This is a genomic window from Pseudomonas sp. LS44 (assembly GCF_024730785.1).
GTDB lineage: Bacteria > Pseudomonadota > Gammaproteobacteria > Pseudomonadales > Pseudomonadaceae > Aquipseudomonas.
This window is the reverse complement of record NZ_CP102830.1, coordinates 3,545,229-3,566,881: the sequence shown is the minus strand read 5'-3', so window position 1 is coordinate 3,566,881 and position 21,653 is coordinate 3,545,229. Positions and strand designations below refer to the sequence as shown.

General features: G+C 61.2%; 16 protein-coding genes and 1 tRNA gene. 9 read left to right on the top strand and 8 right to left on the bottom strand.

Features of this window, described 5'->3' with window-relative positions; all coding sequences use genetic code 11:
* Position 1 precedes the first annotated feature (1 nt).
* The 9 genes from NVV93_RS15970 (at position 2) to NVV93_RS15930 (ending at position 10,486) form a co-directional block, all read left to right on the top strand.
* Positions 2-87 (top strand) — tRNA-Leu (locus tag NVV93_RS15970).
* 297 nt (positions 88-384) lie between these two features.
* Positions 385-843: a ribosome maturation factor RimP gene (gene rimP / locus NVV93_RS15965; RefSeq protein WP_258251626.1), complete on the top strand. Its 459-nt coding sequence runs from the start codon at positions 385-387 to the stop codon at positions 841-843.
* A 47-nt stretch (positions 844-890) separates the two neighbouring features.
* On the top strand, positions 891-2,372 hold the full coding sequence (gene nusA / locus NVV93_RS15960) for a transcription termination factor NusA (RefSeq protein WP_258251625.1): 1,482 nt from the start codon (positions 891-893) through the stop codon (positions 2,370-2,372).
* Between the two features lie 25 nt (positions 2,373-2,397).
* Positions 2,398-4,881: a translation initiation factor IF-2 gene (gene infB, locus NVV93_RS15955; protein ID WP_258251624.1), complete on the top strand. Its 2,484-nt coding sequence runs from the start codon at positions 2,398-2,400 to the stop codon at positions 4,879-4,881.
* A gap of 102 nt (positions 4,882-4,983) precedes the next feature.
* Complete coding sequence (gene rbfA, locus NVV93_RS15950; protein ID WP_258251623.1) at positions 4,984-5,376, top strand: 30S ribosome-binding factor RbfA; 393 nt, start codon at positions 4,984-4,986, stop codon at positions 5,374-5,376.
* Positions 5,377-5,379: 3 nt separating this feature from the next.
* Complete coding sequence (truB, locus tag NVV93_RS15945; protein ID WP_258251622.1) at positions 5,380-6,297, top strand: tRNA pseudouridine(55) synthase TruB; 918 nt, start codon at positions 5,380-5,382, stop codon at positions 6,295-6,297.
* 134 nt (positions 6,298-6,431) lie between these two features.
* Complete coding sequence (gene rpsO, locus NVV93_RS15940) at positions 6,432-6,701, top strand: 30S ribosomal protein S15 (RefSeq protein ID WP_258251621.1); 270 nt, start codon at positions 6,432-6,434, stop codon at positions 6,699-6,701.
* A gap of 163 nt (positions 6,702-6,864) precedes the next feature.
* On the top strand, positions 6,865-8,970 hold the full coding sequence (gene pnp, locus NVV93_RS15935; protein WP_258251620.1) for a polyribonucleotide nucleotidyltransferase: 2,106 nt from the start codon (positions 6,865-6,867) through the stop codon (positions 8,968-8,970).
* A gap of 100 nt (positions 8,971-9,070) precedes the next feature.
* Positions 9,071-10,486, top strand: a complete 1,416-nt coding sequence (locus tag NVV93_RS15930; RefSeq protein ID WP_258251619.1) for a tetratricopeptide repeat protein — start codon at positions 9,071-9,073, stop codon at positions 10,484-10,486.
* 260 nt (positions 10,487-10,746) lie between these two features.
* Here NVV93_RS15930 and NVV93_RS15925 read toward each other — a convergent pair whose 3' ends face one another.
* From NVV93_RS15925 to acs, 8 genes are all read right to left on the bottom strand, one after another.
* Positions 10,747-12,216 carry a rhomboid family intramembrane serine protease gene (locus NVV93_RS15925; RefSeq protein WP_258251618.1) on the bottom strand — a complete coding sequence of 490 codons (1,470 nt, stop codon included), beginning with the start codon at positions 12,214-12,216 and terminating at the stop codon, positions 10,747-10,749.
* A gap of 24 nt (positions 12,217-12,240) precedes the next feature.
* Positions 12,241-12,519: a DUF2845 domain-containing protein gene (locus NVV93_RS15920; RefSeq protein ID WP_258251617.1), complete on the bottom strand. Its 279-nt coding sequence runs from the start codon at positions 12,517-12,519 to the stop codon at positions 12,241-12,243.
* Positions 12,520-12,556: 37 nt separating this feature from the next.
* Complete coding sequence (locus tag NVV93_RS15915; RefSeq protein WP_258251616.1) at positions 12,557-12,871, bottom strand: DUF2845 domain-containing protein; 315 nt, start codon at positions 12,869-12,871, stop codon at positions 12,557-12,559.
* Between the two features lie 76 nt (positions 12,872-12,947).
* Positions 12,948-15,992 carry a DUF748 domain-containing protein gene (locus NVV93_RS15910; RefSeq protein ID WP_258251615.1) on the bottom strand — a complete coding sequence of 1,015 codons (3,045 nt, stop codon included), beginning with the start codon at positions 15,990-15,992 and terminating at the stop codon, positions 12,948-12,950.
* Positions 15,993-16,100: 108 nt separating this feature from the next.
* The gene (locus NVV93_RS15905) at positions 16,101-17,117 is read right to left on the bottom strand and encodes a class I SAM-dependent rRNA methyltransferase (RefSeq protein ID WP_258251614.1); all 1,017 of its coding nucleotides are present in this window, start codon (positions 17,115-17,117) and stop codon (positions 16,101-16,103) included.
* 151 nt (positions 17,118-17,268) lie between these two features.
* Positions 17,269-18,450: an acetyl-CoA C-acetyltransferase gene (locus NVV93_RS15900; RefSeq protein WP_258251613.1), complete on the bottom strand. Its 1,182-nt coding sequence runs from the start codon at positions 18,448-18,450 to the stop codon at positions 17,269-17,271.
* A gap of 99 nt (positions 18,451-18,549) precedes the next feature.
* A complete protein-coding gene (locus NVV93_RS15895) occupies positions 18,550-19,428 on the bottom strand; it encodes an oxygenase MpaB family protein (RefSeq protein WP_258251612.1) in 879 nt (292 codons plus the stop codon).
* A gap of 197 nt (positions 19,429-19,625) precedes the next feature.
* Entirely contained in the window at positions 19,626-21,563 is a 1,938-nt protein-coding gene (gene acs / locus NVV93_RS15890; RefSeq protein ID WP_258251611.1) for an acetate--CoA ligase, read from the bottom strand.
* Between the last annotated feature and the right edge of the window lie 90 nt (positions 21,564-21,653).

The following is a 21,653-nucleotide window of genomic DNA, read 5'->3' as shown; positions in this document are numbered from 1 at the left end:
TGCCGAGGTGGTGGAATTGGTAGACACGCTACCTTGAGGTGGTAGTGGCCATAGGCTGTAGGGGTTCGAGTCCCCTCCTCGGTACCAATTAACAAGAAAGCCCGCAGTTGCGGGCTTTCTTGTTCGCGGGAGGATTGATTGACCCATCAGGGTTTGGAGACGTATACTTCGGCCCCGGCTTTAGCGCTGGGCGAGGTGGTCTGACGGTTCGCTCTGCGCGTGATCCAGAGGTTGTTGGTTCATCCAATCCCGCAACCAGTTGTAGCGGAGCCCCTTTTTAGGGGCTTTTTGTTAGCTGGATATAGTTGTCGCCAAAATTATTGGTGATTCAAAGGGATGGGCGTTTCGCCCATTTTTTATTTGCACAGCACACGAGAGGCTCAGGTGTCGAGCAAGCTAGAAGAGTTGCAGGCCTTGTTGGCCCCCGTGATCGAGGCCCTTGGCTATAAATGCTGGGGTATCGAGTTTCTTTCCCAGGGGCGACACTCCCTGCTGCGCGTTTATATCGATCATGCCAACGGCATCTTGGTTGACGACTGCGAGATTGTCAGTCGTCAAGTGAGCGGCGTTCTCGATGTCGAGGACCCGATCAGCAGCGAGTACACCCTCGAAGTTTCCTCTCCTGGCATCGATCGGCCGCTGTTCACTCTGGAACAGTTTGCCGCGCATGTTGGCGAGCAGGTGAAGATCAAGCTGCGCTCGCCCTATGACGGGCGGCGCAACTTTCAGGGGCTTCTTCGTGGGACGGAGGAGCAGGACGTAGTTGTGTTAGTTGATGAACATGAATATCTGTTGCCGATCGATTCCATCGAAAAGGCCAACATTGTTCCCAGTTTTGACTGAGACGCGGATCCCGCGGATCCAATGGATTGCGAAAGGCGAGGCGTACGATGAGCAAAGAAGTACTGCTAGTAGTTGAGTCGGTGTCCAACGAGAAGGGTGTACCGGCCAGCGTAATTTTTGAAGCGCTGGAGTTGGCTTTGGCCACTGCGACCAAAAAACGCTTCGAAGACGAAGTCGAGTTGCGTGTAGAGATCAATCGCCACACTGGCGTTTACGATACTTTCCGCTGCTGGACAGTGGTCGACGAGGAAGCGCTGGAAAATCCCGCGGCTGAACTGACCTTTGAGCAGGCGCAAGAACAGCAACCCGGCGCTAAACTCGGTGACACCGTCGAAGAGAAGATCGACTCCATCGAGTTCGGACGGATTGCGGCTCAGACTGCCAAGCAAGTGATTGTGCAGAAGGTCCGCGAGGCCGAGCGCGCCCAGGTCGTTGAGGCCTATCGCGAGCGTTTGACCGAGATTATTTCCGGCACAGTGAAGAAAGTTACTCGCGACAACGTGATTGTCGATCTGGGCAACAACGCTGAGGCCTTGCTGGCACGAGAAGACATCATTCCGCGTGAGACTTTCCGCGTTGGTGCTCGTGTCCGTGCGCTGCTCAAGGAGATCCGCACCGAAAATCGCGGCCCCCAGCTGATTCTGTCGCGTACTGCGCCGGACATGCTGATCGAGCTGTTCCGTATCGAAGTTCCGGAGATCGCTGAAGAGCTGATCGAAGTGATGGCTGCATCGCGGGATCCAGGTTCGCGCGCCAAGATTGCCGTGCGCTCCAAGGACAAACGTATCGACCCGCAAGGCGCCTGCATTGGCATGCGCGGCTCACGCGTTCAGGCGGTATCCGGTGAGTTGGGCGGTGAGCGCGTGGACATCGTGCTGTGGGACGACAACCCGGCGCAGTTCGTCATCAACGCCATGTCTCCGGCTGAAGTGGCAGCGATCATCGTCGATGAAGATGCCCATGCGATGGACATTGCGGTGGCTGAAGACAACCTGGCGCAGGCCATTGGTCGTGGCGGTCAGAATGTCCGCTTGGCCAGCCAGCTGACCGGCTGGACGTTGAACGTGATGACCGAGGCCGATATTCAGGCCAAACAGCAGGCTGAAACTGGCGACATCCTGCAGGCCTTCATCGATGAACTGGAAGTTGACGAAGAGCTGGCTCAGGTTCTGGTTGAAGAGGGTTTCACCAGCCTGGAAGAAATTGCTTACGTACCGATGGAAGAGATGCTCAGCATCGACGGCTTCGACGAGGACATCGTCAACGAGCTGCGTGCTCGAGCCAAAGATCGCCTGCTGACCAAGGCCATCGCGACGGAAGAAAAGTTGGCCGATGCCCAGCCGGCAGAAGATCTGCTCTCACTCGAGGGTATGGATAAAGCGCTTGCGCACGAGTTAGCGGTACGCGGCGTGATAAACCGCGAAGACCTGGCCGAGCAGTCGATTGATGACTTGCTCGACATCGACGGTATCGACGCAGAGCGTGCCGGCAAGTTGATCATGGCCGCCCGAGCCCACTGGTTCGAGTAAGTTTGCGGCCTGAGGAGAGAAATGCATGACGCAAGTCACGGTGAAAGAACTGGCCCAAGTGGTCAACACACCGGTAGAGCGCCTGCTGCAGCAGATGCGTGAGGCGGGTTTGCCGCACACGGGCGCCGAGCAAGTTGTGACCGATAACGAGAAACAGGCCCTGTTGGCCCATCTCAAAAGCAGTCACGGCGACAAGGTCGAAGAGCCGCGCAAGATCACTTTGCAGCGCAAGACCACCAGCACTCTTCGAGTGGCTGGCAGCAAGACCATCAGTGTTGAGGTGCGCAAGAAGAAAACCTTCGTCAAGCGCAGCTCGGAAGAGATCGAGGTCGAGAAGAAGCGCGAGCTGGAAGAGCAGCAGCGTGCTGCGGCCGAAGAAGCTGCGCGTGTGAAAGCGGCGGAAGAAGCCAAGCAGCAGGCTGTCGAAGCTCCAGCGCAACCTCAGGTAGCGCCGGAAGTGGTGCAGGCTGCGCCAGCCCTGGCTGTGGCTGACATCGTGGCAGCTGCGCCAGTCGCCGATGAGCGCAAGAAGGATGACGTGCGTCGTCCTGAACGTGCGCGCGTTGACGATGATCGTCGCGGCGGTGAACGCAAGAACTCCACGCATCGCCCGAACCTCAAGGAAAAGGCGCCGGCTCCGCGTGTGGCTCCGCGTACCACAGAGGAGGAAAGCGACAGCTTCCGCCGTGGTGGTCGTGGCAAGGCGAAGCTGAAAAAGCGTAATCAGCATGGCTTCCAAAGCCCGACTGGTCCGGTTGTGCGTGAAGTCGCGCTCGGTGAAACCATCACCGTTGGCGATTTGGCGCAGCAGATGTCGGTCAAAGCGGCTGAGGTCATTAAGTTCATGTTCAAGATGGGCACTCCGGTGACCATCAACCAGGTCCTTGACCAAGAAACTGCTCAACTGATCGCCGAAGAGCTGGGCCACAAGGTCAAGCTGGTCAGCGACAACGTGCTGGAAGAGCAATTGGCCGAGTCGCTGAAGTTCGAAGGTGAAGCGGTTTCCCGTGCGCCGGTAGTGACCGTTATGGGTCACGTCGACCATGGTAAGACTTCGCTGCTCGACTACATCCGTCGTGCCAAAGTGGCGGCTGGCGAGGCTGGTGGTATCACCCAGCACATCGGCGCCTACCACGTGGAAACCGATCGCGGCATGGTGACCTTCCTCGACACCCCGGGTCACGCCGCGTTTACCGCGATGCGTGCCCGTGGTGCCAAGGCTACCGACATCGTGATTCTGGTCGTGGCAGCGGACGACGGCGTAATGCCGCAAACCGTTGAAGCGGTTCAGCATGCCCAGGCTGCCGGGGTTCCGCTGGTGGTTGCCGTGAACAAAATCGACAAGCCGGGCGCCGATCTCGATCGCATCCGTAGCGAGTTGTCGGTGCACGGCGTGACCTCCGAAGAGTGGGGTGGTGATACGCCGTTCGTGTCTGTTTCGGCGAAAGTCGGTACGGGTGTGGATGAGCTACTGGAAGCTGTCCTGCTGCAAGCTGAAATTCTCGAGTTGAAGGCCACTCCGTCGGCCCCAGGTCGTGGTGTCGTGGTTGAGTCGCGTCTCGACAAGGGCCGCGGTCCGGTTGCCACCGTACTGGTGCAAGACGGTACGCTGCGTCAAGGCGACATGATCCTGGTCGGTTCGAACTTCGGTCGTATCCGCGCCATGCTCGACGAGAATGGCAAGCCGATCAAAGAAGCTGGCCCATCCATCCCGGTCGAGATTCTCGGTCTGGACGGCACCCCGGATGCGGGTGACGAGATGAGCGTGCTGACTGACGAGAAGAAAGCCCGTGAAGTCGCGCTGTTCCGTCAGGGCAAATTCCGCGAAGTGAAACTGGCCCGTGCGCATGCCGGCAAGCTGGAAAACATCTTCGAGAACATGGGTCAGGAAGAGAAGAAGACGCTCAACATTGTCCTCAAATCCGACGTCCGTGGTTCGCTGGAGGCGCTGCAGGGTTCGCTCAGTAGCCTGGGTAACGATGAAGTGCAGGTGCGTGTGGTCGGTGGCGGCGTCGGTGGTATCACCGAGTCCGATGCCAACCTGGCACTGGCCTCCAATGCTGTTCTGTTTGGCTTCAACGTGCGTGCCGATGCCGGTGCGCGCAAGATCGTCGAGCAGGAAGGTCTGGATATGCGTTACTACAACGTCATCTACGACATCATCGAAGACGTCAAGAAAGCCCTGACCGGCATGCTCGGCAGCGATGTTCGCGAGAACATCCTGGGTATCGCCGAAGTCCGTGAGGTGTTCCGTTCGCCGAAGTTTGGCGCGGTTGCTGGCTGTATGGTCATTGAAGGCGTTGTACACCGTAACCGTCCGATCCGCGTACTACGTGACGACGTGGTGATCTTCGAAGGCGAACTGGAATCCCTGCGTCGCTTCAAGGACGACATGTCCGAGGTGCGTTCTGGCATGGAGTGCGGTATCGGCGTGAAGAGCTACAACGACGTCAAAGCCGGCGACAAGATTGAAGTGTTCGAGAAGGTACAAGTGGCCCGCAGCCTGTAAGCCGCGCGCTGTAAGACGCAACGCCCGGTCCGGCCCCGCCTGACCGGGCGTTTGCCGCTTTTAAGCCGCCCGGGTTTGGCCCGTGCGGGGAGTGACGAAGAAATGGCAAAAGACTATAGCCGTACCCAGCGTATTGGCGATCAGATGCAGCGCGAACTGTCTCAGCTGATCCGGCGCGAAATCAAAGACCCGCGCCTGGGATTGGTGACCATCACTGCGGTCGACGTGAGTCGTGATGTTGGCCACGCGAAGATTTTCATTACCGTGATGGGCCAGGATGAATCTGCCGAAGCCATCGCGCAGAACCTCAAGGTACTCAACGATGCCTCGGGCTTCCTGCGTATGCAGTTGGGCAAGGCCATGAAGCTGCGCAGTGTGCCGAACCTGCATTTCCACTATGACGAGAGCGTGATGCGCGGTACGCATCTGTCGGCCCTGATCGAGCGTGCGGTAGCTGAGGATAATCAGCACCGCTCGAGCGACAGCGAGGAATAACCGGTGGCTCAGGTTAAGCGTATTCGCCGCAACGTCAGCGGCATCCTGCTCCTCGATAAACCGCATGGTCTGACCTCGAATGCCGCGTTGCAGAAGGTTCGCTGGCTGCTGAATGCCGAGAAGGCCGGGCATACCGGTAGCCTCGATCCGTTGGCGACCGGGGTGCTACCGCTGTGCTTCGGTGAGGCGACCAAATTCTCCCAGTACTTGCTGGATGCCGACAAAGGCTATGAGACGTTGGCCCAGTTGGGCGTGACCACCACCACCGGCGACGCCGAAGGTGAGGTATTGGAGCGTCGCGAAGTGACCGTTGGTCGTGCCGATATTGAAGCTGTGCTACCGCGTTTTCGCGGGAAAATCAGTCAGATACCGCCGATGTACTCAGCACTGAAGCGCGATGGCCAACCTCTCTACAAGCTGGCGCGGGCGGGCGAGGTGGTGGAGCGCGAGGCGCGTTCTGTTACTATTGCGCGCCTGGAATTACTGGCTTTGGATCAGTCGCAAGCGCGACTGGTCGTGGCTTGCAGCAAAGGCACCTATATTCGCACGCTGGTTGAGGACATCGGCCAGCTGCTGGGTTGCGGAGCGCACGTCGCCGAGTTGCGGCGTACCCAGGCCGGGCCGTTTCAGTTGGCGCAAACCGTGACCCTTGAAGCGCTCGAACAAGCGCACGCCGAGGGTGGCAACGAGGCATTGGATCGCTTCCTGTTGCCATCGGACAGCGGTTTGGAGCATTGGCCGCTGCTGCAGTTTTCCGAGCACAGCAGTTTCTACTGGCTGCACGGGCAACCAGTACGCGCCCCGGACGCGCCGAAATTCGGCATGGTGCGGGTGCAGGATCATAACGGCCGCTTTATCGGTATCGGTGAAGTGAGCGAAGACGGACGGGTCGCGCCGCGTCGACTAATTCGGTCGGAATGACCGTAGCGGACGGTTGAAAGCCTTTGGCGTTTGACCGTTCGATAACGAGGGTGGCTGTTAACAGGCATGGTCACACCTCATTTTTCCATACAGGGAGTTAGTCCCTGGCCTGTTCACTCTAGGAGTCCATTACCATGGCACTGAGCGTCGAAGAAAAAGCCCAGATCGTTAACGAGTACAAGCAAGCTGAAGGCGACACCGGTTCTCCGGAAGTGCAAGTTGCACTGCTGTCCGCCAACATCAACAAGCTGCAAGGCCACTTCAAGGCCAACGGTAAAGACCACCACTCGCGTCGTGGCCTGATCCGTATGGTTAACCAGCGTCGTAAGCTGCTGGATTACCTGAAGGGCAAGGACCACACTCGTTACAGCGCCCTGATCGGTCGCCTGGGTCTGCGTCGTTAAGACGTACACCTGAAGTGAGAAGCTGGAAGTTGGGGGTTGAAAGCGGGGTTTACCGGCTTTTGGCTTCGAGCTTCCAGCTTCTGGCTTTCTGCAGGAATGACTTTGGGTCCGACTCCCGGCATTCCACCAGTTTCCCCAAGGCAACAAAGAGAAGGAAAACACCGTGAACCCGGTAACCAAGAAATTTCAGTTCGGTCAATCGACCGTTACCCTCGAGACTGGCCGTATAGCCCGTCAAGCCTCCGGCGCAGTGCTGGTCACCGTCGACAACGACGTCACCGTATTGGTCGCTGTGACCGGTGCCAAGACTGCCGACCCGAGCAAAGGTTTTTTCCCGCTGTCCGTGCATTACCAAGAAAAGACCTACGCTGCCGGCAAGATCCCTGGTGGTTTCTTCAAGCGTGAAGCGCGTCCTTCCGAGAAAGAAACCCTGACCTCGCGCTTGATCGACCGTCCGATTCGTCCGCTGTTCCCGGAAGGTTTCCAGAACGAAGTGCAGGTCATCTGCACCGTGGTTTCCACCAGCAAGAAGACCGATCCGGACATCGCGGCGATGATCGGTACCTCGGCTGCTCTGGCGATCTCCGGCATTCCGTTCGAAGGCCCGATCGGTGCCGCGCGCGTAGCCTTCCACCCGGAAACCGGCTACTTGCTGAACCCGACTTATGAGCAACTCAAGGCTTCCAGCCTGGACATGGTCGTCGCTGGTACCAAAGACGCCGTGCTGATGGTCGAGTCGGAAGCCAAAGAGCTGACCGAAGACCAGATGCTCGGCGCCGTACTGTTCGCCCATGACGAATTTCAGGCTGTAATCCAAGCCATTGCCGAGCTGGCTGCCGAAGCCGGCAAGCCGACGTGGGACTGGAAAGCCAAACCGGCCAACACCGTGCTGCTCGATGGCATCCGTGGCGAGTTCGGCGAGGCGATTTCCCAGGCCTACACCATCACCGTCAAGCACGAGCGTTATGGCCGTCTGAGCGAGCTGCGTGACCAAGTGGTGGCCAAGTTCGCCGCTGCTGAAGGTCAACCGACCGTTGGCGAAGTCAAAGACGCTTTCGGCGAAATCGAATACCGCACCGTGCGCGAGAACATCGTCAACGGCAAACCGCGTATCGATGGCCGCGACACCCGCACCGTGCGTGGTCTGAACATCGAAGTCGGCGTGCTCGACAAGACTCACGGTTCGGCGCTGTTCACCCGTGGCGAAACCCAGGCGCTGGTCGTTGCCACCCTCGGTACCGCACGTGACGCGCAGCTGCTCGACACCCTCGAAGGCGAGCGCAAAGACCCCTTCATGCTGCACTACAACTTCCCGCCGTACTCGGTCGGTGAGTGTGGTCGCATGGGCGCTACCGGTCGCCGCGAAATCGGTCACGGTCGTCTGGCCCGTCGCAGCGTATCGGCCATGCTGCCGAGCGCCGACGAGTTCCCGTACACCATCCGCGTGGTCTCGGAAATCACCGAGTCCAACGGTTCCAGCTCGATGGCGTCGGTCTGCGGTGCCTCTCTGGCGCTGATGGACGCCGGTGTGCCGATGAAGGCGCCGGTAGCCGGTATCGCCATGGGTCTGGTTAAAGAAGGCGAGAAGTTCGCCATCCTTACCGACATTCTCGGCGACGAAGACCACCTGGGCGACATGGACTTCAAAGTGGCTGGTACCGCCAAAGGCGTTACCGCACTGCAGATGGACATCAAGATCAACGGCATCACCGAAGAAATCATGGAGATCGCCCTGGGCCAGGCCCTGGAAGCGCGCCTGAACATCCTCGGTCAGATGAACCAGGTTCTTGCCCAATCGCGTAGCGAACTGTCCGAAAACGCCCCGACCATGCTGGCGATGAAAATCGACCAAGACAAGATCCGTGACGTGATCGGTAAAGGCGGTGCCACCATCCGCGGTATCTGCGAAGAGACCAAGGCGTCGATCGATATCGAAGACGACGGCTCGATCAAGATCTTCGGTGAAACCAAGGAAGCGGCCGAAGCCGCCAAGCAGCGTGTTCTGGCCATCACCGCAGAAGCCGAGATCGGCAAGATCTACGTCGGCAAGGTCGAGCGTATCGTTGACTTCGGTGCCTTCGTCAACATCCTGCCGGGTAAAGACGGTCTGGTGCACATCTCGATGCTGAGCGATCAGCGCGTCGAGAAAGTCACCGACGTGCTCAAGGAAGGTCAAGAGGTCAAGGTTCTGGTGCTCGACGTGGACAACCGCGGCCGCATCAAACTGTCGATCAAAGACGTAGCAGCTGCCGAAGCGTCCGGGGCTTAATCCCGCCGCTGGCAACTGGAAAAAAAGGGCCCCTTAGCGGGCCCTTTTTTCGTTCGGTACACTGGGTTTTTTAAATGCGCCTCGACAAGGATGTTTTCGCATGGACAAGACGCTCTGCCACTATCACTCGGCGCAACCGGCAACCTGGCATTGCGTGCCGTGTCAGCGCTTTTATGGCGACTGCTGTATTCCCCTGAGTGCCGACGCGCCGGAGCACACCCCGACGTGCCCGTTATGCTCGGGCAAGCTCGATTTTCTCGGTGCGGCCAATACCGCGCAGCCTTTCTGGGAGCGGATTCCGCGCTTCTTCGTCTATGCCCTGCAAAGCGGGCCGCTGGCCGTCAGTGCGCTGCTGGCCCTAGCCAGCTTGTTCATGCCGAACTCGATACTGCTCTGGCTGATTCTGTTCAGTATCGCCACCAAATACTTCTACAGCGTGATTGAGGCCAATAGTCAGGCCGAGTCCCAGGCACCGAGCCTGCTGAGCGCCTTCAGCGGCGATGGCTTTGGCTTGTTCTTCAAGCAATTGGTGATCTTCATTCTGGCTTTTGCCGCGCTCTGGCTGGCCGTCGACTTCGATAGTGAGGCGTTGTACTGGGCAGTCACTCTGGGGCTGCTGCTGGCATTGCCGGCCAGCATCATCCGCCTGGCGTTGGATAAAACCCTGGGCTCGGCGCTGAGCCCAGACGAAGTGGGTCAGGTCATCAAGGCCATGGGCTGGCGTTATCTGATTCTCTGCGCGTTTTTGTTCATCCTCTGGCAATCACCGAGCTGGGTCATTTACATGCTTTCCAGCGGCCTGCCGCGGGTCGTACTGATGCCGGTAGCGGCGTTCCTGTTCGGTTATTTCGGCGTGGTGATGTGCGCCATGATGGGCTACGCGGTGTTTCAGTATCAGGCCGCGCTGGGCTATGTCATCGCCGACGAGGAGGGACACGCCGGTTTTCCAGAAGGCGAATATTTACGCCGCCGAGCGTTGGCTGAAGCTGAGGTCCGCCTGAAGGAGGGCCAGAGCGGCCAAGCCCTGGAGACCCTACGGATGGCATTGGAACGGATGCCGGATGATCTCAAGCTGAACGAGCGGTTTCACCAATTGCTCTATGGACTGAATGCGCGGGACCGCTGCCTGCGCCATCTCCAGCATTACTTGCCGTTGGCCACGCGCAGCAACCCGGCATTGGCGGCAACTGCGCTGCTCAATGCTCGCCAGCTGCAGGCCGACTTTCTCCCGGACGATGCACTGATCTGCGAAAAACTCGCCGAGGCTCTGCTGATGCGTCACAAGACCCACGAGGCGCTGAGCTTGCTGCGCAACCTGCACCAACGCTTTCCCGACTATCCGCATATTGCCCGCGCCTACCTGCTCGCGGCCCGCGGTTTTGCCGAGAACCTCGGCCAAGTGGAGCCGGCGCGCAAGCTCCTAGCCTTCATTAGGGCCCGCTACCCGCAGTCGCCGTTACTCGATGACGTAGCGACGCTGGAAGCGACCCTGACGCGTTTGGCGGAACGCTCCTGAAACCAGCGGAGAGTCATGCAAGTTGCAGGTTTTTTTCATAGCTATGTCCCAGTTACGTGTTGCATGGTCTCGCGTAGGGTGGGTTAGCCGAAGGCGTAACCCACCGACCGGCAGTCAGGCCGGCAATGCCTTGTAGCATCGATGGTGGGTTACGCCGCTGCGCGACTAACCCACCCTACGGAAACACCGAGTTTCGGCAGCCATCCGCGCCACCAACACACAGCTGGGATATAGCCTTTTTCATCGGCCTAAAAAGCCGATCAGCGCGCCACAGAATGGCGAGCAGCCAGATGCTGGCAATACAGCGCCAAGTGCTGGGCTTGCTCGCTGGCCGGATAGGCATGGGCCAGCAAGCGATTCAGCTCGCTGATGGTGGTGAGATCCTGACGATCCAGGAGCTTGGCCAAATGTAGGGTCAGTGCGGCAAAGTCCGTGGGCCGCGTCGTCAGTTGGCCGAGGCGACGCCAGACCGACAACGCCGCGCGCGCCTCACTGGCGCGCAGCAAGTTACGCAGCAGATGGGCCTGGACCCCGGAATGCAGCAACAGCGCGGGCGTGGCGGTGTTGCTGTCCTGCGCCATACGCAGGAGCAGAGCCCGTTCGCCTGGCGATGGCGGCAGCGCGAAGAGCTGTTTAAGCACGGCAGTGAGCAGTGCCTTGTCCTGGCGGCCCTGGGCGACCGGATAGAGTTTGTCGAGCAGCTCGATGCGCCCCGGATAACGCTGCAGCAGATCGAGGCCTCGGGGCGCGACCTGATCCAAGGCAAAACGCCCAATCAGCTGATCAAGCCCTTGCAGTTCGCGCTTGAACGGCGCGTCTGGATCTTCCTTGTGCAGATAGCTTTCGTCGACTTTCAGGCGGCCGCCTTGACGGGGTAGCCAAACTGCGAGAAAACCCGCGGCCATACCGCCGAGGTGCGCGTAGTAGTTGACGTGATCGGCGGCCAGCAACAAGCCGTACAGCTCCTTGCCCATCCAGATCGGCAAAATCCACAGCGCCGGCGCGCGAAAATAGCCAAACAGCGGCCCTAGCCAGTAGAAAAAATTGATCCGGCGCATGCCGTAAACGCCCAGATACATGCCCATCAATCCGGCGATGGCACCCGAGGCGCCGATGCCGGTGACCCACGCCGGGTCGAGCATCCACCAGAGCAGGTGCGAGGCCAGGCCGCTGAACAGATACAGGCCCAGATACAGCCAGCGCCCCAAGGCGATTTCGAGGGCGAAGCCGAAGATAAACAGGAACAGCATATTGCCGGCCAGATGGCTGAAGTCGGCGTGCAGAAACATGGCGCCAAACAGGCCCTGCACGCTGAACTTGGCTGGAATGAAGCCAAAGCGGTAGCGGCTGATCTGATCGCGCGCCGCCTCGGCGCGCTGGCGTGCCTGTTGCCAGGCTGGGTCGGCCTGGTAGGCGGGGTCATGGTGAATACGCTGCTCGAACTCCAGATCGCTCAGAACCAGGGTGGCCAACTGGCTGCGTGGCAGTGCGGCGACGGCTTTTTTATGCGCCTCATCCAGCTCGCGGCGGTGGCCGAAAGAGTCGACAAACAATGCCCGCTCGCGACTGAGCAGACCGCCGTCCAGGTACAGCTTGGCCGCCTGCTCTTCACGCGCCTGATCGCCACCCTGATAGGCGAAGTAGATCAGCACGTTGAGCAGCACCAGCAGCAGAGTAATGACCGGTGGCTTCTTCCAGTTCAGCGGATGTTCAGCAGGGATAATCAGCATGGGCCGTCCTTGGCGTGGTCGCGGTCAGTTACCGCGTTTGCTGTCGATGTGCGTTAGGCGACCGCCCTCGAAGCGCAGAAAGTAGATCATCCCGCCGCTGCGGCTGTAGACCCACTCCTCAACGGGACGGTCGCCGCCGGAGCTGTAGCCGACGAAGCTTTTATTGTCTGGAGGCCCGCACTTACTGATGACCTCCGAGGTGCGGTCACCTTCGCTGATAATGCCTTTGTCGCAACGCAACGAGGCGGATGCTGCGCCTGCCAGCAGGAGCAGGGGCAGGATGAGCAGAGGCAAAGATTTCATCGCAGTTGGTATTCTCTCCAAGGGGGCGGCAAGCCTATCAGTTCCCGCGCTTGCTCTCGATCTTGGCCAGGCGGTTACCCTCGAAGCGCAAAAAATAGAGCATGCCGCCGCTCATCGCGTAGGACCATTCCTCGACGCTCACTTCTTGTTGGTAGCCGTCATCGTCGAGCACTTGGCGATAGCCGAGAAAGTCGCGGGTGCGCGGTTGCCCGCATTTGCTCTGCACTTCGCTGGCGTGATCGCCCAGGCTGACCAGACCGCTGCCACAGCGCAGCGTCGATGCGGCAAAGGCCGGTGCGGCGAGTGCCAGCAGCGGCAGGCAAAGGGTGGTGGCAAGGCGCAGACGGTTCATGGGGCGGGTCCGTAGGGGCTTGGCTGAGGCGCGGTCAGCTATGGGTTAGCGTACCGCGCAGGGTGAAAGGGGGCGCTTAATCGCTATCCAGATGCAACTGAGTGGCCACCTTGCCGTCACCCTCGGCGGCCTCCGCCAGGCTGACATCTAGCAGGTAGATGCGCTCGTCCTGCAGACCGCCTTTGTCGACCAGATAGTCCTTGATTTGCGCCGCGCGTGCCTGGGCCAGCTGACGCAGGAGCAACTCGCTTTGGCCCCAGGACTGCAGTACCGCTTCGCGCATCTTGGTCGCCCGTTCGTCGTCGCCGAGCTCTTTCCATTCCGCTGGCGGTTGCTGCTTCAGGCGGGTGCGATAGACACCTTCAAGCAGTGAGGCTTGCTCGTCTTCCGGGACTTTCAACTGGCTGGCTTCGGCCGGTACTTTGTCGCCACGGCGCTGCAGAATCTTGTAGTAAGTGCTCTGGTATTCGCGCTGTAGCCTCTGTTCGGCCAGCAAGGCGCCGTCGCTGCTTTGCGCGCTCATGCCTTCGACTTCCAGGCGCAGCAACGGTCGTTCCTTAAGCGCCTTGGCCAGGGTGTTGAGGGTGCCTTGTGCTTGGTCGTCCAACTCGTTGCCACCCGGCGAGAAGGACACACTGCTGAGGTCAACATCCCCGCCGCCGCTAACCAGCCCGGCGATGAACTTGAAGGGTGCCTGCACGGCACGCAACACCAGGTTGCGCAGGGTTTGCCAGACGATCGGCATGACGCTGAACTGCGGATTGTTGAGGTCGCCGGCCACCGGTAATTCGATCTGGATCTTGCCTTCGGTGTCCTTCAGCAAAGCCACCGCCAGGCGAATTGGTAGATCGACGGCGTTCGGGCTGTCGACTTTTTCGCCCAGTTGCAGATGTTCGACCACCACCTTGTTTTCCGCCTTCAGCTGCTTCTTCTCGATCTGATAGTGCAGATCGATATTCAACCGACCCTTGCGGATGCGGTAGCCAGCGAACTTGCCGGAGTAAGGCGTCAGGGTGGTCAGCTCGACGTTCTTGAAACTGGTGGTTAGGTCGAGGCTGTCCAGCGGGTCGAACGGATTGACGCTGCCCATGATGCTCATCGGCGCGTAGCGGTCGACCTTGCCCTTGATCGCCACCTTGGCCGGTTGCGGCTTGCGGCTGTCCAGCGTGCCGATGCGCCCGTTGAGCTGCTGGATCGCCGTGGCGAAGTTGGGGCGCAGGCTGAAGTCGGCGAAGTTGGCCGAGCCATCAGCGATATTCACCTCGCCAATGCGGATGCCCAACGGTTTGCTCGCCGGCTTGGCGGCTGCCGGCGCCTGTTTGACTGGGGCAGGCGCTTGGGCGATCAGCAGGTCGTTGACGTTGGTGGTCTGGTCCTCGTTGATGATCACCCGTGCATAGGGCTGGCTGAGGCTGACCTTGGCGATTTCCAGGCGATCCTCATGTTGATAATTGAGACCGTCGAGGACCAGCTTTTGCCATTTGACGAAATCGCGCTCCTTGAGGGTATCGAGCGTATGCAGCTGATTGATTTCCGCTCGGCCGCGCACGCCGAAGGCCAGCGGTTCGGTGCTTTTAAGGTCGACGTCGAGATCGCTGCCGAGCTGGCCGCTGCGCAGTTCCAGGCGGATCAGCGGGCTGATGTAGGCCTGCGCGATGCGCAGATCGATATTCCGCGTGGCGACTTTAAGCTTGGCGCTGACCGGCGCCAGATTGACCTCGCCTTCGGCGCTCAGCTGACCTTCTTTGCCCAGCCCGCTGTCGAGCTTGAGGGTGAAGGGCGACTGGTTGAGGCTATCGAATTTATACAGATCGAGATTCAGCGGGCCGATCTCCAGCGCCACGGCCTCGGCGGGCTGACGATCGGCGAGGTGAATGCGGTAGCCGCGCAATTGGGTGTCGTTGAGCAGCACTTGCCAGGGTTTGTCCGCGCTCGTTTCGGGAGCGGGGGTTGGCGGTGGAGTGGGGGCGGCTGGTTGGGTGTTTGCTGCGGCCACCGGGGCATTGGTGCTGTCGCTGGGTGGTGCTGCTGCCGGCACAGGTGGCACAGCAGTTTGCGGAGCGGCTTCGGGTGCGGCTTTGGCAGCGAGCTCCGGGGTCGGCGCTGGCGGGCGCTGGTGGGAGGCGAACAGCTTTTGCCAATCGAGTTCACCATCCTTCTCACGAGCCGCCCAGGTTTCCAGGTTCTGGCTGCGGATCTTGCCGACCACGACCTGCTGCTTGACTAGGTCGACGGAGGTTTCGCTCACATCAAAACGTTCCAGATTAACCAGCGGGCGGCCATCTGGCGCCTTCATGGCGAACTGCTCGATGGTGGCAGCGGTATTGTCGAGGAACAGCGCCGTGCCTTTGCTGAGGTCCAACCGATAATCGGTGGACAGGCTCAGCACGCCTTTTTCCAAAACCAGCGGCGCGGCGTCGCGGACATACGGCCAGAAGGCTTTCATGCTGCCGTGGGTGACTTGCAGATGGCCGCTGGAGGTGATCGGCGTCAGGCTAATCTGGCCGTGCCAGTCAATCTGTCCGCCATACGGCCCCTTGGCCACCAGGGTTATGTCGGAGAGGTCTTCGGGCAGGGTACTGAGCTTCTTCAGCTCGAGATTGAGTGAGTCATAGACAAATTCGACCGGTTCGCTGGGGCGCAAGTCCTGGAAATGCAGGCCGCCTTCGATCAAGGCGATCTGGTCGATACGCAGCGGGAAAGGGTCGCTGGGCGGCTGATCGACGGGCTTGGGCTCACTGGGTGGCAGCGCGAACAACTGGGTCAGATTCAGCGTGCCATCTTTGGCGAACAGTACGGCGGTATGCGATTTCTCCAGCTCGACTGACGCCAGGTGCAAGGCGCCGCTCCACAGACTGTCGGTCTGCAGGTTGGCGTACAGGCGCTGGAAGCCAACGTGCGGCTTGTCGCTTTCGCCAATGCGCAGGCCCCACAGGGTCAGCTCCAGGCTGAACGGGTTGAATTCCAGGCGTTCCAGGCTGGCCGGTACTTTGGCGTACTTGGCCAACTGCTGGTTGATCACATGCAGGGCGATACCCGGCACAACGAGGAAGCCCAGCAGGCAATACAAACCCAGGGCAATCAGCAGCGCTCCGGCGGCGCGTTTCAATCCTTTGGACATAGCTCGACGTCATCTTCCAGGCAGAGTGCTCTGGAGTATGGCATGGGATGGGCGTGTCAGCGCCAGCGTCAATTCACAGCGAACTTTTCCCGTCTCCGGGGGGCTAGCTTAAAACTGCAGAATCAGCGTTTTCAGCGGCGGCTGACCGTCCTGCGAGGGGAAGTCCGGCGCCGGTGCCAGGGTTTTCCAGTCGCGCACGGGACGGCCGAGTTTTTCGGCGCAGCGCAGCACCTGTTCGCGCCAATCGGCCATCGCGACTTTTGCCAGGTTGTTGCAGCAGATCAGCGTGCCGTGTTGCGCCGTGGCGAGAATCGCTGGCTTGAGCAGGCTCTGGTAGTCGCGCAGCAGATCGACCGTGCCGAAGGCGCTTTTGGCCCAGGCCGGTGGGTCGAGGAACACCAGATCGAACTGCCGCGCCGCGAGGCGTGGATACGACGGCTGCTTGTGCCCACGGCGCGCGGCTACCGGCAGACCGGCCAATTGACGGATCGCCGGGAAATAATCCGACTGGATGAACTGCATGGCCGGCAAGTGCGGATTTAGCGCGCCGTTCTCGCGGCCGACCGCCAGATTGCCTTCGGCGAAATCCAGGTTGATCACTTCCCGCGCGCCACCGGCCGCGGCAGCGAGCCCCACGCCGCAGGTGTAGGCGAACAGGTTGAGCACCGATTTGCCGGCGCTGTGGGCCTTGAGCCAGCCGCGGGCGTTGCGCAGGTCGAGGAACAGCAGCGGGTCCTGGCCCGGGTGACGGCCGCGGACGCGATAGTTCACGCCCCATTCATGGCCGATCAGATCAGCCAGGGCGGCCGGGTCGGCGCGATACACCGGATCGTCGCGGTCGATGCGCGAATTGCCCTGCGAGCGGTCGTTGTAGACCAGCAGTAAGTCGAGGCCGAGATGCGCATTCACCGTGGCGTGCAGGTACAGCAGTTCGTCGCTAGTGAGGGGCTGGTGAAAGCTTTGCACCAGTAGTTGCGGACCATAGCGGTCGACCGTCAGCCCGGGCGCGCCTTCCTGGCTGCCATGGAACAGCCGATAGCAATCGGTGGCATGCGCGTGCAACTCGTCGAGCAGTGGCAGACGGGCGGTGAGCGCGGCGCGCAGCGCCAGATCAAGAGAGGGCATGCGCGGCGTCTCGACAAAGGGGGCGCGCAGTTTATCAACAAAAACGCCGGCTCTTGGCCGGCGCATTTTGGGCGTTCGCAAATCGGTAGGGCGGGTGCAACCCGCGGTGCAGGCTGCTGAGCTGCTATGCGGGTTTCACCCGCCCTACGGGTCAGGCTCTTTCGATAGCCAGCGCCACGCCTTGGCCGCCGCCGATGCACAAGGTCGCCAGACCTTTTTTCGCATCGCGTTTGATCATCTCGTGCAGCAGAGTCACCAACACTCGGCAGCCCGACGCGCCGATCGGGTGGCCGAGGGCGATGGCGCCGCCGTTGACGTTGACCTTGCTGGCGTCCCAGCCCAACTCCTGGCCGACTGACAGGGCTTGGGCGGCGAAGGCTTCGTTGGCCTCGATCAGGTCGAGGTCGGCCAGCTGCCAGCCAGCCTTGGCCAGGCAGCGCTGGGTCGCGGAAACCGGGGCGATGCCCATGATCGCCGGATCGACCCCGGCGTTGGCGTAGCCGGCAATGCGCGCCAGGACCGGCAGGCCAAGGGCTTTGGCTTTCTCGGCGCTCATCAGCAGCACCGCGGCGGCGCCATCGTTGAGGCTCGAGGCGTTGCCGGCCGTCACGCTGCCGTCCTTCTTGAACGCCGGCTTGAGCTTGGCCAATGCCTCAGCGGTGGTGCCGGCGCGCGGTTGCTCGTCGGTGACGAAGCTGAGCGGCTCGCCCTTGCGCTGCGGAATCAGGATCGGGGTGATTTCATCCTTGAAGCGTCCACCTTCGATCGCAGTCACGGCTTTCTGCTGCGAGGCGGCAGCGAAGGCATCCTGGGCTTCACGGCTGATGGCGTACTTGTCCACCAGATTTTCGGCGGTGATGCCCATGTGGTAATCGTTGAAGGCATCCCACAAGCCGTCCTGGATCATCGTGTCGATCAGCTTGGCATGGCCCATGCGCAGGCCGGTGCGCGCACCGGGCATGACGTAGGGGGAGAGGCTCATGTTTTCCATGCCGCCGGCGATGATCACTTCGGCATCGCCGCAGCGAATCGCCTGGGTGGCCAGGTGCAGGGCTTTCAGGCCCGAGCCGCAGACCTTGCCGACCGTCATCGCCGGCACCGCGTGTGGCAGGCCGGCGAGGATGGCCGCCTGGCGCGCTGGGTTCTGCCCGCTGCCCGCGGTCAGCACCTGGCCGAGCAGCACTTCGTCGACTTCGGCGCCGTCCAGGCCAGTCTGTTCGAGCAGACGCTTGATCACCGCGGCGCCCAACTCTGGAGCCGGGATATTGGCTAGCGCGCCCTGGAAGCTGCCGATGGCGGTACGGGTGGCGGCAACGATGACGACTTCTTGCATAACGCAATCCTCATGAACGGTGGGCGCGTCTGGCGCGGCGGGTTGGCATGTTGGCACGCACACCAGGCTCCGGCCACCACCAAAACCGGGGGGTCACGTTCAGCGTAGGGGTGGCAAACCCATGCGCCGCCGGGCGCGGTGCAGCGAGCCGTTGCGTACCGCCCAGCGCAACAGCGGTACGGTGCTGTGCACGCCGCCACGCACCAATTGGCGCTTTAGCGGGTTCTGCTGCAAACCGAGCAGCTCGGTCGCCCAGTCTGGCAACAGGTCGATGCCGGCGCGCAGCATCAGCGCGCTGTAGGGGCGGGCGAAGGCGCTGGGCGCCGGCGCGGCGAGCAGCACACGGACCACCTCGCGGGTGCGCTCGTCGCAGATCAGTTGCGGACGCATGGCCTGCAAATACTCGGCGACGGCTTGGCGCGAGCGCGGTACGTCGCGGGCGCCCAGGCGTTCGGCCACCAGGGCGATTTCCGCGTAGTAGCGGTCCTGCTCATGGCCGGGGAACTGCGGGTTGCGGTAACGCAGGTAGGATTTGAGAAAGCTGCTGACCTCGGCTACATGCACCCAGGTGAGCAAGTCGGGATCGTTGGCGGAATACGGTCGACCATCGGCCAGGGTGCCGCTGACCTCGTCATGAATGCGCCGCACCCGATCGATGAGTTTTTGCGCATCGGCGCGCGAGCCATAGGTGGTGGTGGAGATGAACTGGCCGGTGCGGCGCAGGCGGCCGAGCATATCCTCGCGGAAGTTGGAGTGGTCCCACACCCCGGCCAAGGCCAGCGGATGGAGCATCTGCAGGAGCAGGGCGCTGACGCCGCCGATCAGCATCGAGCTGAAATCGCCATGCACTTGCCAACTGGCCGAATCGGGGCCGAACAACCCCGGATCGCCGGCGGGTGCTTCGAAGTCGATACCGCCCAAGGCCAGGCCAGTGAGGCTGAGGACTTGGGCTTCGATGTGCTGGCGGATAGTTTCCATGGGCAACGCGTTGGACTCCAAGCGTGGCAAGTGCGGGGTCATGAGAACTGTTGGGTGGATGTCGCTTTTCACATCCACCTTACGTTGAAGCTGTAAGTTCGCTGTCCTGCATGTAAGTCGTACCGCTTGTAGGCGCGGATTCATTCGCGATGCTGGGCATGCCTATCGCGAATGAATTCGCTCCTACGGCAGAGGCGTCAGCGGTTCAGGCGCTTGTCGATCAGCCCGTCGACCACTGAGGGATCGGCGAGGGTCGAGGTGTCGCCGAGGTTGTCCAGTTCGTTGCAGGCGATCTTGCGCAGGATGCGCCGCATGATCTTGCCCGAGCGGGTTTTCGGCAGCGCCGGCGCCCACTGGATCAACTCGGGGCGGGCAAAGCCGCCGATTTCCTTGCTGACCAGGCCGAGCAGCTCCTGTTTCAGCGCGTCATTCGGCTCGATACCGCCCATCGGCGTGACGAAGGCGTAGATACCCTGGCCCTTCACGTCATGTGGATAACCGACCACCGCCGCTTCGGCAATGCTGTCATGGAGGACCAAGGCACTTTCCACCTCGGCGGTGCCGATGCGGTGGCCGGAGACGTTGATCACGTCGTCGACGCGGCCGGTGATCCAGTAGTAGCCGTCCTCGTCGCGGCGCGCGCCGTCGCCGGTGAAGTAGTAACCGGGATAGGCGCTGAAATAGGTGTCGAGCATGCGCTGGTGGTCGCCATAGACGCTGCGGATCTGGCTCGGCCAACTGGCCTTGATCGCCAGCACGCCGCTGCCGGGGCCGGTGATTTCCTTGCCCTGTTCATCCAGCAGCGCCGGTTGCACGCCGAAGAACGGCAGGGTCGCCGAGCCGGGTTTGAGGCTGGTGGCACCGGGTAACGGGGCGATCATGATCGCGCCGGTTTCGGTCTGCCACCAGGTGTCCACGATCGGGCAGCGCTGCTCGCCGACTACGTTGTAGTACCACTCCCAGGCTTCCGGGTTGATCGGCTCGCCGACCGAGCCGAGCAGGCGCAGACTGTCCCGCGAGGTCTTCTGCACCGGCCCGGCGCCTTCGCGCATCAACGCGCGCAGGGCGGTCGGCGCGGTGTAGAAAATGTTCACCTGATGCTTGTCGATCACCTGCCAGAAGCGCGAGGCGTCCGGGTAGTTGGGCACGCCTTCGAAGATCAGGCTGGTCGCGCCGTTGGCCAGCGGGCCGTAGACGATGTAGCTGTGCCCGGTGACCCAGCCGACGTCGGCGGTGCACCAGAAGATATCGCCCTCGTGGTAGTCGAACACGTACTTGTGGGTCATCGCCGTCTGCAGCAGGTAGCCGCCGGTGGTGTGCAGCACGCCCTTGGGTTTGCCGGTGCTGCCCGAGGTGTAGAGGATGAACAGCGGGTCCTCGGCATCCATCGGCTCCGGCGGGCAATCGCTATCCACCGTGCGCAGCGCTTCGTGGTACCACAGGTCGCGGCCCTCGACCCAGTTGATCTCGCCTTGGGTGCGTTCGACGACGACCACGGTGGAGACGTTCGGGCAGCTCTGCAGGGCCAGGTCGACGTTGGCCTTGAGCGGGATGTACTTGCCGCCGCGCACGCCCTCATCGGCGGTAATCACCGTGCGGCAGTCGGCGTCGAGGATGCGATCACGCAGGGAATCCGGCGAGAAACCGCCGAACACCACCGAATGCACCGCGCCAATGCGCGCGCAGGCGAGCATCGCGTAGGCCGCCTCGGGCACCATCGGCATATAGATGCAGACCCGGTCGCCCTTGCTCACGCCGCGGCTCTTCAGCACGTTGGCCAGGCGGCTGACGTGGTGGTGCAGCTTGTTGTAGGTGATATGCGCGGATTCGCGCGGGTCATCGCCTTCCCAGATGAAGGCGATCTGCTCGCCGCGTTGTTCCAAGTGACGGTCGATGCAGTTGTAGCTGACGTTCAGCTGGCCACCCTTGAACCAGGTCGCCTGGCCCTTGCGCATGTCGCCGTGGTGCACGCTGTGCCAGGGCTTGAACCAATCGAGAAAGGTCGTCGCCTGCTCGGCCCAAAAGGCTTCGGGGTGCTCGACGGACTGTTGGTACAGGCGCCGATAGTCCTCCTCGTTGAGGTGGGCGCGTTGACGCACCGCATCGGGAACCGGGTGGCTGCTGATTTCGAACATGGCTGGGCCTTCTTGTTGTATGCAGTGGGATCAGGGTGCACCCAAGCACTTGCTTGGTTCAACCCTGAACGTCATCTCCCAACTTTAGAA

Excerpts from the sequence above, each read along its gene's own strand:
- NVV93_RS15900 (WP_258251613.1), bottom strand. The coding sequence starts at position 18,450 with ATGCAAGAAGTCGTCATCGTTGCCGCCACCCGTACCGCCATCGGCAGC.
- rpsO (WP_258251621.1), top strand. The coding sequence starts at position 6,432 with ATGGCACTGAGCGTCGAAGAAAAAGCCCAGATCGTTAACGAGTACAAG.
- rbfA (WP_258251623.1), top strand. The coding sequence starts at position 4,984 with ATGGCAAAAGACTATAGCCGTACCCAGCGTATTGGCGATCAGATGCAG.
- infB (WP_258251624.1), top strand. The coding sequence starts at position 2,398 with ATGACGCAAGTCACGGTGAAAGAACTGGCCCAAGTGGTCAACACACCG.
- nusA (WP_258251625.1), top strand. The coding sequence starts at position 891 with ATGAGCAAAGAAGTACTGCTAGTAGTTGAGTCGGTGTCCAACGAGAAG.
- NVV93_RS15905 (WP_258251614.1), bottom strand. The coding sequence starts at position 17,117 with ATGCCCTCTCTTGATCTGGCGCTGCGCGCCGCGCTCACCGCCCGTCTG.
- acs (WP_258251611.1), bottom strand. The coding sequence starts at position 21,563 with ATGTTCGAAATCAGCAGCCACCCGGTTCCCGATGCGGTGCGTCAACGC.
- NVV93_RS15915 (WP_258251616.1), bottom strand. The coding sequence starts at position 12,871 with ATGAACCGTCTGCGCCTTGCCACCACCCTTTGCCTGCCGCTGCTGGCA.
- NVV93_RS15930 (WP_258251619.1), top strand. The coding sequence starts at position 9,071 with ATGGACAAGACGCTCTGCCACTATCACTCGGCGCAACCGGCAACCTGG.
- NVV93_RS15895 (WP_258251612.1), bottom strand. The coding sequence starts at position 19,428 with ATGGAAACTATCCGCCAGCACATCGAAGCCCAAGTCCTCAGCCTCACT.
- NVV93_RS15920 (WP_258251617.1), bottom strand. The coding sequence starts at position 12,519 with ATGAAATCTTTGCCTCTGCTCATCCTGCCCCTGCTCCTGCTGGCAGGC.
- NVV93_RS15910 (WP_258251615.1), bottom strand. The coding sequence starts at position 15,992 with ATGTCCAAAGGATTGAAACGCGCCGCCGGAGCGCTGCTGATTGCCCTG.
- NVV93_RS15925 (WP_258251618.1), bottom strand. The coding sequence starts at position 12,216 with ATGCTGATTATCCCTGCTGAACATCCGCTGAACTGGAAGAAGCCACCG.